This window comes from Sabulicella rubraurantiaca (genome assembly GCF_017355885.1).
In the GTDB taxonomy this organism is placed as follows: domain Bacteria; phylum Pseudomonadota; class Alphaproteobacteria; order Acetobacterales; family Acetobacteraceae; genus Roseococcus; species Roseococcus rubraurantiacus.
This window is the reverse complement of the sequence record NZ_JAFEUU010000024.1, coordinates 25,554-41,237: the sequence shown is the minus strand read 5'-3', so window position 1 is coordinate 41,237 and position 15,684 is coordinate 25,554. Positions and strand designations below refer to the sequence as shown.

At 65.8% G+C, this 15,684-nt stretch carries 16 protein-coding genes and 1 pseudogene; 9 read left to right on the top strand and 8 right to left on the bottom strand.

The window, feature by feature from the left end; all coding sequences use genetic code 11:
- Positions 1-196 (top strand): annotated as a pseudogene (locus tag JTJ31_RS22720) (IS3 family transposase); the annotation flags it as partial.
- 50 nt (positions 197-246) lie between these two features.
- Here the strand turns inward: JTJ31_RS22720 and JTJ31_RS22715 are convergent.
- On the bottom strand, positions 247-708 hold the full coding sequence (locus JTJ31_RS22715; RefSeq protein WP_207541029.1) for a cupin domain-containing protein: 462 nt from the start codon (positions 706-708) through the stop codon (positions 247-249).
- Positions 709-828: 120 nt separating this feature from the next.
- Between JTJ31_RS22715 and JTJ31_RS22710 the strand changes: the two genes are divergently transcribed.
- The gene (locus JTJ31_RS22710) at positions 829-1,716 is read left to right on the top strand and encodes a LysR family transcriptional regulator (protein WP_207541028.1); all 888 of its coding nucleotides are present in this window, start codon (positions 829-831) and stop codon (positions 1,714-1,716) included.
- Between the two features lie 377 nt (positions 1,717-2,093).
- Here JTJ31_RS22710 and JTJ31_RS22705 read toward each other — a convergent pair whose 3' ends face one another.
- The 4 genes from JTJ31_RS22705 to JTJ31_RS22690 all read right to left on the bottom strand — a co-directional run bounded on the left by JTJ31_RS22705 (position 2,094) and on the right by JTJ31_RS22690 (position 6,477).
- Positions 2,094-3,209 (bottom strand): IS630 family transposase, encoded by a 1,116-nt coding sequence (locus tag JTJ31_RS22705; protein WP_207541027.1) that lies wholly within the window; start codon positions 3,207-3,209, stop codon positions 2,094-2,096.
- Between the two features lie 90 nt (positions 3,210-3,299).
- Positions 3,300-3,728, bottom strand: a complete 429-nt coding sequence (locus tag JTJ31_RS22700) for an H-NS histone family protein (RefSeq protein ID WP_207541026.1) — start codon at positions 3,726-3,728, stop codon at positions 3,300-3,302.
- A gap of 562 nt (positions 3,729-4,290) precedes the next feature.
- Complete coding sequence (locus tag JTJ31_RS22695) at positions 4,291-5,325, bottom strand: IS110 family RNA-guided transposase (protein ID WP_207541025.1); 1,035 nt, start codon at positions 5,323-5,325, stop codon at positions 4,291-4,293.
- Positions 5,326-5,433: 108 nt separating this feature from the next.
- Entirely contained in the window at positions 5,434-6,477 is a 1,044-nt protein-coding gene (locus JTJ31_RS22690; protein WP_207541024.1) for an AraC family transcriptional regulator, read from the bottom strand.
- Positions 6,478-7,063: 586 nt separating this feature from the next.
- On the opposite strand from JTJ31_RS22690, the gene JTJ31_RS22685 reads away from it, so the two are divergent.
- Genes JTJ31_RS22685 through JTJ31_RS22675 form a run of 3 tightly spaced genes read left to right on the top strand, consistent with a single transcriptional unit; the run spans position 7,064 to position 9,815 of the window.
- Entirely contained in the window at positions 7,064-7,783 is a 720-nt protein-coding gene (locus JTJ31_RS22685) for a dienelactone hydrolase family protein (RefSeq protein WP_207541023.1), read from the top strand.
- A 17-nt stretch (positions 7,784-7,800) separates the two neighbouring features.
- Positions 7,801-9,117 carry an MFS transporter gene (locus JTJ31_RS22680; protein ID WP_207541022.1) on the top strand — a complete coding sequence of 439 codons (1,317 nt, stop codon included), beginning with the start codon at positions 7,801-7,803 and terminating at the stop codon, positions 9,115-9,117.
- Positions 9,117-9,815: a hypothetical protein gene (locus JTJ31_RS22675; RefSeq protein ID WP_207541021.1), complete on the top strand. Its 699-nt coding sequence runs from the start codon at positions 9,117-9,119 to the stop codon at positions 9,813-9,815. Before JTJ31_RS22680 ends, JTJ31_RS22675 begins: the two co-directional genes overlap by 1 nt.
- 286 nt (positions 9,816-10,101) lie before the next feature.
- On the opposite strand, the gene JTJ31_RS22670 is transcribed toward JTJ31_RS22675, so the two are convergent.
- Positions 10,102-10,494 (bottom strand): hypothetical protein, encoded by a 393-nt coding sequence (locus tag JTJ31_RS22670; RefSeq protein ID WP_207541020.1) that lies wholly within the window; start codon positions 10,492-10,494, stop codon positions 10,102-10,104.
- A 211-nt stretch (positions 10,495-10,705) separates the two neighbouring features.
- On the opposite strand from JTJ31_RS22670, the gene JTJ31_RS22665 reads away from it, so the two are divergent.
- Positions 10,706-12,310 (top strand): winged helix-turn-helix domain-containing protein, encoded by a 1,605-nt coding sequence (locus tag JTJ31_RS22665; RefSeq protein ID WP_207541019.1) that lies wholly within the window; start codon positions 10,706-10,708, stop codon positions 12,308-12,310.
- Between the two features lie 99 nt (positions 12,311-12,409).
- Here the strand turns inward: JTJ31_RS22665 and JTJ31_RS22660 are convergent, their stop codons facing one another.
- The gene (locus JTJ31_RS22660) at positions 12,410-12,712 is read right to left on the bottom strand and encodes a hypothetical protein (protein WP_207541018.1); all 303 of its coding nucleotides are present in this window, start codon (positions 12,710-12,712) and stop codon (positions 12,410-12,412) included.
- A gap of 679 nt (positions 12,713-13,391) precedes the next feature.
- Here JTJ31_RS22660 and JTJ31_RS22655 point away from each other — a divergent pair.
- The 3 genes from JTJ31_RS22655 (at position 13,392) to JTJ31_RS22645 (ending at position 15,347) form a co-directional block, all read left to right on the top strand.
- Entirely contained in the window at positions 13,392-13,820 is a 429-nt protein-coding gene (locus JTJ31_RS22655; RefSeq protein WP_207541017.1) for a hypothetical protein, read from the top strand.
- A complete protein-coding gene (locus JTJ31_RS22650) occupies positions 13,817-14,644 on the top strand; it encodes an HWE histidine kinase domain-containing protein (RefSeq protein ID WP_207541016.1) in 828 nt (275 codons plus the stop codon). The genes JTJ31_RS22655 and JTJ31_RS22650 overlap by 4 nt, the downstream gene beginning before the upstream one ends.
- Positions 14,645-14,963: 319 nt before the next feature.
- Positions 14,964-15,347: a hypothetical protein gene (locus JTJ31_RS22645; protein ID WP_207541015.1), complete on the top strand. Its 384-nt coding sequence runs from the start codon at positions 14,964-14,966 to the stop codon at positions 15,345-15,347.
- Positions 15,348-15,437: 90 nt separating this feature from the next.
- Here JTJ31_RS22645 and JTJ31_RS25460 read toward each other — a convergent pair whose 3' ends face one another.
- A complete protein-coding gene (locus JTJ31_RS25460) occupies positions 15,438-15,683 on the bottom strand; it encodes a transposase (RefSeq protein WP_408015437.1) in 246 nt (81 codons plus the stop codon).
- Position 15,684: the final 1 nt, after the last annotated feature.

Below are 15,684 nucleotides of genomic sequence, written 5' to 3'. Positions count from 1 at the left end.
CCGCCTCGGGAAACTGGTGAGCCCCACCCGGCGGCGGGCCTGCGTGGAGCATGTCATGCGCGAGCTTGGCGTGTCGGAGCGCAGGGCCTGCGCGGTGCTGGGGCAACACCGATTGACACAGCGCAAGGCGCCCAGGACAACTGACGACGAAGCGGCGCTGACGCAGAACAGAGTGGCTCCCGGCCGCCCGGCCGGAAGCCTTCACGAGCTGATTGGGGTTTGAGCCGCGACTTCAGTCCCGCCAACTCAGCCCGTGGTCACGCCGTACTGCGCGCAGATCGCGACGATCTCGGGTGAGGTCAGGCCACGAGGGGCGGCGCGGCCAGCGCGGTCGAAATGGCGGAACATCTCGATCCCCTGCAATCCGGGGCGCAACGCCACAAGAAAGCGGACCGGCGCGCCCGTGTCGTTGCGGAAGCCATGGAGCAAGCCGGCCGGAAGCTGCGCCGTGCATCCAGGGCCGATGCGCCGCGCTCCGCCGCCGTCGAGCAGGGTCAGCTCGCCCTCCAGCATGAAAAACACCTCGTCCTCGCCCTGATGAACGTGAGGCGGCACGAGGAAGCCAGGCGGCACGACGTGCTCGGCCAGCAGGAAGCCCGCAGTGGCGGGATACGCCTTCACCACCAAGCGGGCTCCGAACACGTCGAGCACTTCGCCCTCCTCCGGGGCCAAGGTGCCGTTCTCCGCGCGTGCCATCGTATCGGACATCGTTTCCTCCCTTTTCGCATCGGCGCCCCTCGCGCCTCGGGCGGGAAGTTGCGCCGGCCTTTGGGGACGCGACAGGCGGTGCTTCTGGACAGGGCGTTCGCCAGCACGAACAATGCTGCCATGGCAGCTTTCGCAGGCATCGAGGCTTTTGTCTGCGTGGTGGAGGCAGGCAGCGTCACCGCTGCGGCGGAGCGGCTTCAGACGGCGAAATCTTCCGTGAGCGAAGCGGTGCGCGCGCTGGAGGAGCGGCTCGGCGTGCGGCTGCTGGATCGCGGCACGCGCCGCGTGCAGCCGACCGAGGTGGGCCGGGTCTTCTACGCGCGCTGCCGCAAGCTGCTGGATGAGGCCGCAGCAGCGCGGCTGGAGGCGCAGTCGCTGCAGGAGACGCCGGTGGGGCGCCTTCGTGTGGCGGCGCCGGAGTGCTTCGCGGCGCGGCATCTGGTTCCCGGCCTCGCCAGCTTCCTGGCAGCCCACCCGGCCATCGAGATCGAACTCTCTGAGGCGGCAGGCGCCGTGCGGCTGGTGGAGGACGGGTTCGACCTCGCGATCCGCGTTGTGGAGGAGCCGGCGCCCGGGCTGGTGGTGCGCCGCCTGGCCACCTCGCGCGTCATCATCGTCGCCTCGCCGGGCTATCTGGCGCAGCAGGGGGAGCCGGTCACACCATCCGAAGTGGCGCGGCATCGCTGCGTGGGCTTCGCGCCCTTGTCGTGGCGGGACACTTGGCGGCTAGGGGGAGCGGCGGTGGCCGTGCGGCCAGTGCTGCTCACCGACAACACGGAGTCGCTCCGGGCGGCGGCGCTGGCTGGGGTCGGGCTGGCGGCGGTGCCGGACTGGTCGGTGACCGATGCGCTGGCCGCCGGCCTGCTGCAGCGCGTACTGCCGGATGCGGAGACCCCATCGAGCGGCATCTTCGCCGTCTATCCGACCAACCGGCTCATGGCCCCGAAGGTGCGCGCTTTCGTGGACCACGTGGCCGCCGGGCTGCGCGCCAGAGGCCTCGCCGCGTGAAGTGATCTTGCGTGGCGTTGCTGCGAGCTGAGCGGCCTGTTCAGCTGGAAGCAGGCTTTATGGTCAATCGTCGGACCCCCGGCGAAAGCGGCTCATCGGAAACGTCGAATCGAGCAACGCTTTTGGGCACCTGTACTCAATCGCGGGCGCTTGACCCGAAGCGTGACAGACTCAATTGACCGATCGGAAGTCCCGTCTCTCGCCCGCCCATCATACGGCGACGGCGCGTCCCATCGCCGGACGGTGGATATCTGCTTGGTAGGTGGAGATGGAGATCCGTGCCTACCGCTCAGCTCCTAGGGAAAATCGTGACAAGGAGCGGATCTGGGGAGGCCTGCACGACCAGCCGACGAATCAAGCGAGATGGGCCTGGAGACCTAGTGTCCCGATTCTGAAGTTCCCAGGCACTTTGCCTGGACGGTGACGGTGCGCTGACAGAAGCGCTGGACGGCGGCGAGGATGTCATCGGCGCTTTTTGTCCAGGCAAAAGGTTTGGGGTCGGCGTTGTGGGCGTCGATGTAGCCCTTGATCGCGGCTTCAAGCTCCGCCGTGGAGCGGTGGGCACTCCGCCGGATGGCGTCGTCGGTCAGCAGCGCGAAGAACCGCTCGACCTGATTGATCCAGGAGGCCGAGGTCGGGGTGTAGTGAACGTGCCAGCGAGGCCGCTTGGCGAACCAGTCGCGGATGAGCTTTGTCTTGTGGCTCGCGGCGTTGTCCATGACCACGTGAACATCAAGATCTGCCGGCACGCGGGTCTCGACGGTATCGAGAAAGCGTCGAAACTCGGCCGCCCGGTGCCGTGCCATGCACTTGCCGATGACGGTGCCAGCTTTGATGTCGAGCGCGGCGAACAGCGAGGTTGTGCCGCAACGCTTGCCATCGTGGGTGCGCCGCTCGACTTGGCCGGGACGCAGCGGCAGCAGCGGTTGAGTGCGGTCGAGAGCCTGGATCTGGCTCTTCTCGTCGACGCACAGGACGAGGGCACGCTCAGGCGGGCTGAGGTAGAGTCCGACGATGTCGCGCACCTTCTCGACAAAGCGCGGATCGGTTGAGAGCTTGAAAGTCTCCACCCGATGCGGCTGGAGCGAGAACGCCTTCCAGATGCGCTGCACCGTGGACGGCGCTAGTCCAGCGGCCTTGGCCATGCCGCGCGAACTCCAATGTGTTCGGCCCGCCGGCAGGCTCTCCAGCGTCGCTGTCACCACCTCGGCCACCTTCTCGTCGCTGACAGTCCGTGGCGCGCCGGGGCGCGGCTCGTCGGCCAGTCCGTCGAGGCGCTCCTCCGCGAAACGGCGCCGCCAGGTTGCCACCGTCATGCGGGCGACACCGAGCCGCTCCACAATCGCCAAGTTGCTCAGCTCCTCCGCGGCGAGCAGCACGATCTGCGCCCGCAGCGCGTCGCCGCGCGCCACCTTCCGGCGGCGCAGACGTGCCTCCAACTCCGCGCGCTCAGCCGCCGACAACTCGATCCGAACCGCCTTCGGCGCCGCCATCGCCGTCCTCCGCTGTCAGCCGCAGCGAGTCACAGCCAAGTAGAAGTGACCAGATATTTAGCGGTCAGGACACTAGGTCCCGAACGACCGCTATTTGATCAGGAAATCGTCCTTGGACTTGCCATTGGCCTGGGCAGCCTGAAGCCATCGCGGCATGCGGCCACGACCGCTCCAAAGCTCCTCGTTCTGCCCCCGGTACTTCGGCGCAGGCCCCTCATGTCCGGCTTTCCTGGCTGGCCGGCCGCGGCCGCGGCCGGCCGCCTGGACGGGCTCGCCAAAGAGATCGCGAAGGCTGATGCCCAGATCGGCAGCCCGGCGTTCGATCTCCTCCTTCAGGGATCTTTTCTCGTCCTCGCTCTTCCGCTGGATCAAGCCTTCGGCCGTGCTGATGATCTGGCGCAACTGACCGACGCTCATCTCACCAAGTCCAGCCATCACTCGGTCGGCGGCTTGTGGGCCTTCGTGTCCCGCCTCGCGCCCGCGCGGCCGGGATTTGGATTCAGCTTCATGATCTGACATGGAAATCACTCCTACGCAGAATGCGGCCCGTGTTGTTCAAGTCATTCGAGGCAAGGCCGCAAACTCTCATTCCCCAATTATGATTGAACTGACAGGGGTCAATGTCCGTGGTCTGCTATGCCATATGTCATCGATAAGCCTTGGGTCCGAACTTGAAGAATGACTTCTTATGATGATGAATTATTTAATTCGCTATCATTTCCTGGTCTTTTTCCAGCCGGGGTGTTGGCAATTTGTGGGATGGGACCCCAGTCCGGTGATCCATGAAGTTGTTACAAGGTTAACAGCCCAATGTATCGAACTCTGTGGATGGCTCCCACGTTGCAAGTGCGATTTGCTGATCCGGCGATCATGGTCGGGTGCAGTCCTCTGTCCGGCCTGTTGTTGCAGTCGGCAAAAGACTGCTGGCCCTGATGGAGTCCGCGAACAAGGTCCCAATCTGGTTTTCAGGCTCTGACGCCTTGGACATCCGGCGGGTTGTCCCTGTTCCCGGTCTGACCGGTTTCGCCATCACTCCCCGCAACCTCCTCCAGCCGATCCTCAGCTGATCCCGAACGGCGGCCTAGGCCATGAGAGCTGGCGTCTGGAGCTTCTGGTAGGTCCCACCACGCGTGAGAACGGCCCAAACGATCCGCGCCATCTTGTTGGCCAGGGCCACCGTGGCCAGTCGCACCGGCTTTCGTGCCAGCAGATCGGCCAGGCGCCGCCCCATGGCGTCGGTCGTCTGACGCGCCCGTCGGATCAAGGATGTCGCACCGATCACGAGGAGCTTGCGCAGGTACCGGTCGCCCATCTTGCTGATCCGACCGAGCCTTTCCTTGCCGCCGCTGGAGTTCTGCAGGGGTGTCAACCCAAGCCACGCTGCAAACTGCCGGGCCGAGCGGAACTGCCCCGGGTCGGTGACAGAGGCGGCCAGCGCCGTGGCGGCAACAGGACCGATGCCTGGAAGCGTGGCGAGGCGTTGTGCCGCATCGTCGGCCCGCTGCATCGCAGCCAGCGCACGATCGATCTCCCGCAGCCGGACATCAGTGTCGAGCGCCTGCTGCGACAGAACGCCGACTATCGTGACGGCCGCCGGCGGGACGTCAGGGACTTCGCCGTCGACGAGCTGGCGCGCCGTCACCAGGGCCTGCTCGAGCCCGTCCGGCATGATGATGCCGAACTCGGCCAACAAGCCGCGCATCATGTTGACCAGCTGCGTCCGCTGCTTGACCAACAAGTCGCGGGTGCGATGCATCGACAGCGCCGCCTGCTGCTCACGCGATTTCACTGGCACGAAGCGCATGGTGGGCCGGCTGACCGCCTCGCAGATCGCCTCGGCGTCGGCGGCATCGGTCTTGCCTCGCTTCACGTAGGGCTTCACGTAGGCAGGTGGCATCAGCCGAACCTCGTGCCCGAGGCCGATCAGTTCCCGGGCCCAGTGGTGCGACGTGCCGCAAGCCTCCATGCCCACCAGGCAACGCGGTAGGCTGGCGAAGAAGGGCAGCACCTGCGAGCGCCGTAATGACTTGCGGAGGAGCACCACCCCCGACGCGTCCACGGCATGAACCTGAAACACATGCTTGGCCAAATCCAGGCCGACCGTTGCCACTTCCATGGTGGATGGCTCCTTGCTCGGGTTCGCCTGACAGCGGCCCACCCTGGCACTCTGATGCCGTATGCGGGAGCCATCCACCTCATCTGGTTTGATGGGGTGCACTCCAGATTACGGGTCGGAAGAGCGCCTCAGCAGCTCCAACGGCGTTTCGCCGAAACGGCGACGAAACGCGACGGTGAACCGAGATGCATTCGTGAAGCCATAGCGGCGCGCGATGACGCCGATGGTCTTCGCGTCAGTGCCTCGGCGCAGTTCGGCATACACCTGCTCCAACCGGAACGCATGCAGCGCCGTCAGCGGCGTCTGACCACGGAAGCGCTGGAACACGACGCCAAGCGTGCGGACGCTGCATCCCGCAGCGGCAGCCACGTCGGTGAGGTGGATGGGGCATGCGGCGTGTGCGCGCATGAAATCCTCTGCACGCTGGACATAGGCCGGCACCGCATAGCCGGGCTCGAGCGCAAGCTGACCGGTATGATTGTGGGGCAAGCCGCGCAGGATTAGCGTCATCAGCAGGTCGGTCGTAGAGGCGAGCGCGACAGCGTTCCCGGCGATGCCGTCCGGTCGCGCGAACTCATTTAGGATGAAGTCGAGCTGGGCCTTCAAACTGGCGGCCAATCCCTTGCTCCAATCCACCGTTGGCTCGAACTCAAGCGGCGTGCGAAGCCGTTTGCCGAGCATCTGCTCCAGCACCTCCTCGACCGTTGCAACCTTGATGAAAACGTTTGTTCGCTTGCTTCCGTCGCTCGTCACAAGCCGAGCATCCGGGCCGAGGCGGTAGGCGAGGCCGCTGGAAGAAGTCGCCGTTGCCGGGTCACCGCGCCGGATCAGAGCCATGCTGCCTTGCAACGGTGTGCTGAAGCCGAAAACGTCGCATTTGTCGTCTCTGACCGAGACTTCCGTCGCGAAGCGGTTCTCGCCGAAACTGGCCAGGATCGGGCCCGCGCTACGAATAGCGACGCTGAGGATTGGCGTGTTGCATCGCATGCGCCAGAGTGTGCGGTCCAGCAACTGATAGCGATAGTCGCGGCTCGATCCCGGAAGGCGGTCGCTCACACGCGAGCGCGTATCGAGGTCCGATGGATCGGACACGCGGACGACGTTGAACAGCGACAATTGGTCGAAATCGAAAGAGAGCGTCGGAACCAACATGGCGGAACCTCCCGTAGCTGCGGGCACTCCTCGACTGCAGGGGGGACAATAGACGAATTCCGCAGAACTTGGACAAATTTGGCAGGAAAGCTCCGGACATCTCCTCTTTCGTTCCGCTGCCGGACAACCGTGCGTGCAAGGCTTCGTGGAGACCGGAGCACAGCCGATGATGCGAGCGTCCACCCACAACCCCAAGCCGCAGCCCGTTGCGGGCGAGCACGCGAGGAAAGGATTGCCTGCGGCGGAGGCGTTTGCCACCGTAGAAATTCTGGAAAGTCGCCTGCGCGCCGCGGCACTCCAGGGCGATTCCTTGGCGATTGAAGCCGCAGGCCGTGCCTATGTTGCTGCGGTGGCACGGGCGTACCTTGCCCGGTTCAGGGGGGGTGCGTTAACAATCATGGGGCGGGTCCGGCGAGACATCCGCACCATCGCACAGAGCCCACGGGCGTGAAGGGCCCGGACGGTGGCAATCCGGCGCAAGGGGAGATCGCTTGGCAGGGCCATTTGGCTTGGCGTCCTTCTCAATGCCATAGGCGGTGTCGGGCTCGCCACGCCGAGTGAGAGCGAGGCTGTTGGCCTCGACGACATGGGGATCCTTTGGCTGCCCGATGGCGCGGCGCATTCTGCGCCGACTCCCTTGGTCATCGCCTTGCAGGACGCGACAGGCATTGACTCCCGCGGCTGGCACTATGGCGACCAAGTCACCGCGGCCGGCATCGCGGTGCTTCACGTGGAATTGCTTGGGAATTTCGCTGATGGCCTTGGAGCGATGCCCGTGGTCGAGGACCACGCAGAGGTGCAGGCGCGCCTGACGACGGTCTTGGGCCTCGCAGCCCAGGACCCACGCTTCGCGAACGTGCCCATAGGCCTACTTGCCTTTGGAGCCAGCGGGCAGGCCGCCCTGCGTGCCGCAGTCGGCCAGGTCCATGGTGGGCGCATCGCCGGCGTGGCGCTGCTTTACCCTGGATGCGCTCCGCTGGCGGCCACGGTGGGGAGCGAGGGCATTCGTCCCCGCGCGCCAATCCTCCTGATGCATGGCGACGCGGATCCGTCCAACCGGCCCACCGAATGTAGCGCTCTGGCCGGACATCTCGGCCGCTCCGCGCCGGTGCGCCGCAGGGAGATCGCCGGGGCGGGTTATGCATGGGATCTGGCGCCGCACGGGCCGCATGAGAGGGTCAAACTGCCCTGGTCGGGCAGGCCTGGGCTGATGCTCGCTGTGGTCCATTGGCCGGAAGTTGTGGAACTCGCGGCGACCGAGGTCGCCACTTTCTTCGCCGCGTCTCTCGCGGCGCGTCGCCCGTGACGCCGGAAGCGCCAGTAATGGGTCACGCCTTCCACGCGCGCCCTGTCCGCCACGCCGATGAGGCCGCGGTCACGCTTGTGCCGTCTCTCGCCGTCCAGTTCACGAACGCCACGCCGTTTCGCGGGTGGCTGGTCGTGGGAGGCGCCTTCCTGGTCGTGATGGTTGGCTATGGCGCAATCTACTCCTATGCCGCTTTCGCGGAGGAGATCGGCGCCACGTTTGGCGCCGAGCGGTCGTCAGTTTCCATCGTCTTTGCGCTGAGCGGGGGTTCCTGCTTCTTCATCAGCGCGCTGACTGGCCCGCTTGCTGACCGGATCGGGGCACGCGTGCTGGCGGCGGCGGGGATGGTCCTGGTCGGGACCGGCTTGATGGTCGCAGCGGCGGCCACCACCCTGATCGAGGTCTATATCGGCTACGGACTGCTCATCGGTATGGGCACCGGCTTCGCCTATGTCCCGGCGATCGCCGCCGTGCAGCGCTGGTTCGATGCGCATCGCGGTCTCGCCTCAGGGATCGCAGTCAGCGGAGTGGGCGTCGGCACGGTCCTGGTGGCGCCAGCGGCGGAAGTACTGGCTCTGCTTGGAGACTGGCGCGTCGCTTTCGCGATCTGTGGAATCACGGCGCTCCTGGTCGGGCTGGCCGGGGCGATGCTGCTGTTTCCCTTGCCTGTCTGCTTCGGCCCGACTGCGGGGGGATCGTCGCTCCAGTTCCTGCGGGCGCAATCGAGGCAGCGGGGCGGGATGACCTTTCGCAGTCGCGCCTTCGGCCTTGCCTATCTTGGGACGCTGCTCGTCTCCTCCACGGTCACGCTCCCGTACGTGATGCTGGTCGAGACTGCGCGTAGCCTCGGCATCAGTCGACTTGAGGCGTTGGCGCTGCTCAGCCTGATCGGCCTCGGCTCCATCGCTGGACGCTTCATGCTGGCGGCGCTGGCCGACGCGGTTGGACGGCGCGGCACCTTCCTGGGCTGCTGCTTGGGCCTCGCCGCTTCCATGGTGCTTTGGGCGCTCGGCGATCAGCTTGCGACGCTTCAGGCCTTCGCGTTGATCTTTGGCGCGCTGCATGGCGGTTTCATCGCATTGCTTCCGGCGTTCATCGCCGACGCCTTCGGCACACGCTCGGTCGGCGGGGTGCTCGGCGTGCTCTACACCAGCCGTGGCATCGCGCTGCTTGCCGCGCCACCGGTGCTCGCGATCGGACTCAGGGTCGCGTCAGAGCACATGATCCCCATCCTCGGAATTGCGGTGGCCGGCGCCGTTGGCAGTGCCCTGCTCACTGGAGTTGCTCGTGCCCCACAGGCTCGCGATTCTTCAGCCGAAGGAGAAGTTCGATGATGGCGTCTCGTCTTGCCGCGGCGGTCTTCGCCGCAAGCATGGCCGCGTCCCCGGCTCCGGCCGGCGAATATACGACCTTTCATTACCTCCAGGTTGCGCCAGAGGCCCTGCAACCGTGCCGCGGCGGCATGATGCTCAGCCTGCCGGTGTCCTGGCAGACGGGCGACGGCACCGTGGTGCTGATGACCGTGGGGCAGCCCCGCAGCGCGGCACGCCACCTCCTGATCTCGGCGCTGCTGTCGGAACACGCGGCGGTGGTCGAACTCGTCCCGGCTACTTGCGGCGCTGCGCATGACCGCATCATCGCGGGCGCCCTGGACGCGCTGGATGCGATGACGCGTACGATGGGAGCGGGGATGGCGGTGGCGATCGGCTACGGCCCCGGCGCCCAGGCGATGCTGGACGTGGTCCGGGAGCCCGCCCTGGGTCTACTCGGCGCGAATGGGCCGCGCTTTGCGGCCGCCATCGCGATGGGAGACGGCGCGGCTCAGTTTACGCTGGGCGAGCCGCCTGCCGCGCGGGAAAGGGCGTCATCGCGCCTTGCAATGCTGTGTCGGGCCCTGGCGGCGGTGGCCGAAGGGATGGGTGATACGCCCGACCGAGCCGAGGCGGCCACCGAGTCGGGAAGCTGCATCAGGACTCTTGTCAGCGAGACCGCGTTGCGCGCAGTTCCGGTCTCCGCGGCGGCCAACCAGTAGCAAAACGGCGGCCCAGGCCCTCGTGCCCATGACTCTCTACTCTCTGAGCGACCGCGGGAGGGCCGCCGGCTAGGCGCCAACGACGGACGTCCGCAAGCTATCGTCCGACACGGATCTGTATTTGTTCGACGCCTTATGGTCCGCCGGACAAGTCAACAGGGGGCGCAGGCATTCGAAAGACAGGGCCAAACGTACAAACTCCGCCGGCTGGTAGTCGCCCGTTCAATTCTCGCCGAGACGGGGGTGCCGGGCTCGCTTCGTGATAGCGCGGCCCCGGTTGTCTTGTTCACCGGCTGGCGAGGCGCTGCTGACGGATGCGCGGCTGCGGCAGGCTGCCGTCACCGCCCAGCATGACCAGCCTGCTGGGCAGCGTGCCCACAGGCACCCAGACCACCTCTGCCCGGCCGTCGCCCGTCGTAAAGACGAAGGCGACCACGCGGCTCTGCGCCCGCTGTTCATACTGCGGGTCGAGGTAGGTCGAGGTGTGGTTTTCCTCCTCGAAACGGGCGATCAGGTTGCCGCCGCCGACGGTGTTGTTGGGCGCGGCCCGACCGTAGTCGATGCTCGTGTCCTCGGCCCCGCGGTTCAAGCATGGGCAGGACTGCGCGCCTGCCGTGCCGGAGCCAAGAAGAGCCGCAGCGCCGGCGACCAAGGCGAGAGTGTTCTGAAAGGCGGACATTTTGAGCCTCCCTTGCGAGGCTGGCCGGCACACTCCGGACCATCCGGACACTCCCCCATGCCATCCCGCATCGGTGTCGCGATGATACCCCGGTGGGCCGAACCGAGTCCTGAGAGGCGCCTACAACTCTGGTGAGAGAGGGATACAATTTCGCTGCACCCGCGTTCCTGCTGCGCCTACCCTCCCGAGGAAGATGTTCGGAGAGCCGGCCATGGGTGAGACGAAGGGCCCCGCCGCGTTCCGCTTCGCAGGCTTCACCCTGGACCTGCGCCGCACGGTCCTGCTCGACGGCTCCGGCGGGGAGATCGCTCTTCGGCCGAAGTGCTTCGATGTGCTGCGGCACCTCCTGGCAAATGCAAACCGGCTGGTCACACGCGAGGAGTTGCTCGCGGCGGTCTGGCCGGGGGTGTCTGTGGTGGACGACAACATCACGGGCTGCGTCGCCGAGATCCGCCGGGCGCTCAGCGACGATGGGCGGTTGCTCCGCACCATACCAAAACGCGGATACCTGCTCGAAGCCGAAGTGACGCAGGATGCCTATGCTTCAACGAAGGCCAGGGATGCGGAGAAGCCCCCTTCGCTTGACCGCCTGACCTTGAGTGAGGCTGCGCCTCACCCCCTGATCCCACCGGACCTCGCTTCTCTCGTCGTCCTGCCATTCACCAATCTGAGCGGTGACCCTGAGCAGGAGTACTTCGCGGACGGCATCACGGAGGAACTGACGACAGCGCTGAGCAGGTTGCGCTGGTTCTTCGTCATCGCCCGGAACTCCGCTTTCACCTACAAGGGTCGCGCGGTGGATGTGCGCCAAGTGGGACGGGAGCTTGGCGTACGCTATGTGCTGGAAGGCAGTGTCCGCAGGGCCGGCGAGCACGTCCGTATCGCCATCCAGCTGACCGAGACCGGGACGGGCCACCACCTCTGGGCGGACCGCTTCGAGGGCACGCGTGAGGACATTTTCGCCCTTCAGGACCGGGTGGCCGAGGCCGTAGCGGGCGCGATGGAGCCAAGCCTCCAGGCCGCTGAGATTGGCCGGTCCGCCGCCAAGCCCACTGAGAGCCTCGACGCCTACGACCTTTACCTGCGCGGCCTCAGCCGGGCATACCGTTTGACGCGCCAAGACAGCGATGCTGCACTCTCCCTCTTCCGCCAAGCGGTCGAACTTGACCCGGATTTCGCATTGGCCAAAGCCTCCAGCGCCGGTCACCGGGTGGTGCGGAAAGCACAGGGCTGGTCCGGACCCGAGGAATGGGCCGAAGGCGCAGCCTGGGCAAAGGGCCTTCTCAGCCTTGACCAGGACGACCCAAGTGTCCTCCGGCTCGCGGCACTCGCCGTCACTCATCTTGCCCGCGATCATGCAGCAGGCGTCGCAGCGGCGGAGCGGGCTCTCGCGCAGAACCGCGGCTCAGCCCAGGTTTTGCTGAGTTGCGCCTGGGTCTATGTCTATGCGTGCCAGCCCGAGATGGCGATCCCACTCTTTGAGCGCGCCCTGCGCCTCAGCCCGCAGGATCCCGAGATTGCCTTCATGCTTGCGGGTGTTGCGCTTGCCTATCTGATCGCGGGCGACCTCGAGGCCGCCGTCCAGTGGGCCAATCGCTCGGTTCGCCGCGCGCCGAACTGGCTTCCAGGACACCGTGCTTTGGTTGGAGCGCTCATGCTGTCCGGCCGAGAGACGGAGGCTCGCGAGGCCGCAGCGGCCATGCAGAGCATCATGCCGCGGGATCGCAGTCTCGAGGACGTGATATCTCCCTTCCAGGATAAGGGGACCCGGGACCGCTACATTGCCGCCCTGCGGGCAGCTGGCGTGCAGGCCTGACCACCGCTGCTGCCGCGGTCGGGGTGGTGGAGCGCGACTCACGCACGCTTGGCACGGTCTGGTGCACGGCGCTGATGATCGGAGGCCGTGAGGGCGCCATCATCGCCCGACACCGCAGGCTGAGGCCCAGCCGGCGCACCCGGCTGCAAGCACGACGAGGCCCAAACGGGTCGTCGTCGCGACACCGAGGCGGGTATGCAGCGCTGGCAGGCGTGAGGCGACAGCGGCGCCGGCCAGGAAGTGCAGCGTGATGCAGGCGGAGACGAAGGCCACGGACCAGCCGCGCTCCAGCACCAGGGCGTGCAGCCACACGCCGGGCCCATACACCGCACAGCCATAGGAGAGGAAGGCGACCGCGAAGGATACCGCGACCACCCGCCACCCGAAGAAGGTCCCGGCCATCGGAGGATCCCTACCACGCGACCTTAAGGCACCCGGACCGGACGCGACGAGGCTCCAGTCGTCCGCCCGGAGCCGAACTGCAACAACCGGAACTTTGCTGGCGCCTCTGATCACACTTGCAGGAGTGGCGTCCGGTGGCACCCGCGACGAGAAACCGCCCGTTCCTTCCTTGGCGTCCTCTGCCCCGCCGTCACGCTCGGCTGTCTCAGGCGCTAACGGACCTTAGGGCCGGACCAAGCCCTCGCTGATCGGTATCGACGCCACGGCCAACAGATAGTGGCGGCGGTCGCGGCCATGCGGCTCGGCCGTGACACCGCACGACCAGCGTCCCCAACGTCTGCGTGGGGCTGCGAGTGAATAAACTTCACGGGGATACTGCCCCGAGTTGCTGGCACGTCCATGCCAAGGGTGCGCACCCTCGCTACCACAACCTAACGTGCTGCCGCCCGGCGAGTGGCTGCACCATGCTTAAGTGTGACGGAGGGGCTAGCCTAGTCCATGGAGCGGAACGGTCAGAAGGTCGCTGCTCTAAGCATTGAGAGCAGCCCACAGAGTATGACCTTCTGCCAAGGCATGGGCGCAGCTTTGGGCGATTTGATCGTGGAGACTACGGATTGCGAGGGCATGCCGCCTTCGGCACATGGCCGCAGGGATTGCATTTTTTTGAATGGAGATGGCTTTGCTGGAGCTGGTGTCGGCGCTGACCTATGACTGGGTTCAGCACTATGGCGGTGGTCTTGCGCCGCACGCCGTGTGCCTCCTTCTCGAGCCCGCGGTCATCCTCAACGAGGTCGTGACCAATCTGGGCATCGCAGCCGCCTATTTCCTGATCCCCTTCGCGATCCTGCGCTTCTTGAAGGGTGCAGGCGGCATCATGCCATTCCGCTCGGTCTTGTTGATGTTCTTCGTGTTCATCCTCAGCTGCGGGCTGGGACATCTGACGCATCTGGTGACCCTGTTCGTTGGGGGATGGACCTACTGGCTTCACGCAGGCGTCATGCAGGTCACGATGGTCGCAAGCATTGGCACGGCGCTTGGGCTGCTGCGCCATGGGCGGGCAATCGGCAGCCTCGCGGTCCGGCTGGCGCAAAGCCATCGCCCGGCATGACCAGTCTCCTTCTCCTGCTTCCCCTGGCGACGGTTGCGCTGCTGCTGGCCTGGAACCGCGCGCTCAAGCGCGAGATGGCCGAGGTGGCGCGCCAGATCAAAAGGACGGAGGCTGCGGCGAAAGAGGCAGCAGCTTCCAAGGAGCGGGGTGAGCAGGCGCGCCTGCTTCTCGCTCAGGAAGTGGACCACCGCGCCAAGAACCTGCTCGGCGTAGTCCAGGGGCTCGTCACGCTCACACCATCTGATGACCCTGCCTGCTTCAAGCGCTCGGTCACCGAGCGGATCCAGGCATTGTCGCGCGTTCATTGTCTCCTCGCCGATCACGGCTGGGGACATGCCACCCTTCGCAGGATCGCTGAGCGCGAACTCGCCGCCTATCTTGCGGGCAACGACGAGGCGGTAACGATTGAAGGCCCTGAGGTGTTCCTTTCCGCCATCGTCGTGCAGCCCGTGGCTATGGTGCTACATGAACTGGCGACAAACGCCTTGAAATACGGAGCGCTGTCCGCGGCGCAGGGCCGGGTACAGCTGCGCTGGACGCTGCGCGAAGGCTGGATCGCGCTGGATTGGGTCGAATGTGGCGGGCCGCCCCCGTGCGCTGTGCCGGGACGTCATGGCATTGGCTCGACCTTGATCGATGGCATCGTGCGCGATCAGTTGATGGGCCAGATCGACTGTCGCTGGGAAGAAACGGGGCTGGTCTGCAAGATCCACTTCCCTCTTGCGAACAGGCTGGACAGCGCAGCGACGGAGCGTCAGTACGCCTTTGAGTCGCCGGGCAAAGAGGCAGGTAGCAGGGCCTTGGCATTGACCGACCGTATTTAAAGAAGCCCGCCGTCCTTGCCGACACCTTCCGTCGTGTTCTACGTTCGTTCCGTATGCGAGTCCGAGGCATCACCGTCAGCTACCTCCGGCCAGGCGAGGGCCTCGGGCTACGGTGCAGCCCATGTGGCCGTGAGCGAGTGATCAATCGTGAGGACCTCATCAGGCTGGTTGGTGCTCGTGCTGAGTTCTCCACATTGCATGACCGCTTGCGTTGCTCGTCATGCCATCAGCCGCCAGCCGACATGTGGGTGACGTGGCCGACTGTTATGGCCCACAGCGATAAGTAGAGAGGACGAACGTGTATGCTGGTGTGAGCGCTGTGTCGTTCGACCTGCACAGCCTTGTGCCGGTGCCTTGGCCGGTGTTGCAGCTCGGTCCCGACCATCCCAAGGCCATCGAGTGGATGTTTTCCCATTGGTGCACCACCTGGACGCTGCGCCGCGTCGAGGAGGTGCCGCTTGCCAAGGAAGAAAAGAAAGCGTGGCCCCCAGGCCAAGCACTGATCCGGTATAGGTTCTGGTCCGCCGACTGGTCGCCCTGGCAGGCGATTGAGAAGCTGGAGGGGGAGTGGCCCGCACTCAGCTTCCTGCTGTCATTCCAGGTGGAGTGGCCGGAGTTTCAGCAAGACGCGCAGGGCGCCCGAAGGAAGGTCAGCCCTGCTCTCGCCAAGCTTGCGTCAGCCGCGCAAAAGGATGCTGCCTGAAGAGGCATGAAGCAGCCGAACGTGGCGTGTCGAAACGGCCCTGCGCTTCTGTTGGGGGAGAACTTAGAGCCCGCTTTGCTCTGTTGAAATCTAAGCGGCCTCGGCGAGGAGTATGAGGTTGTGTGTGAGGACGCGCAGGACGAGTTCTCGGGCCTGTGCGTGGTCACCGCGGGCGGTGAGCGCTGATCCGAGGCGGCGTTTGTGCTGGCTGAAGCCGCTTTCTGCGTGCCATCGCTGATTGTAAGTCGCTCTTGGGAAGCGATGGCGGGTGGAGCGGCCCCCGTTTCGACCGGACACCCGGCGTAGCCCGGAGGACCTAGGCGCACGCCTAGGCACA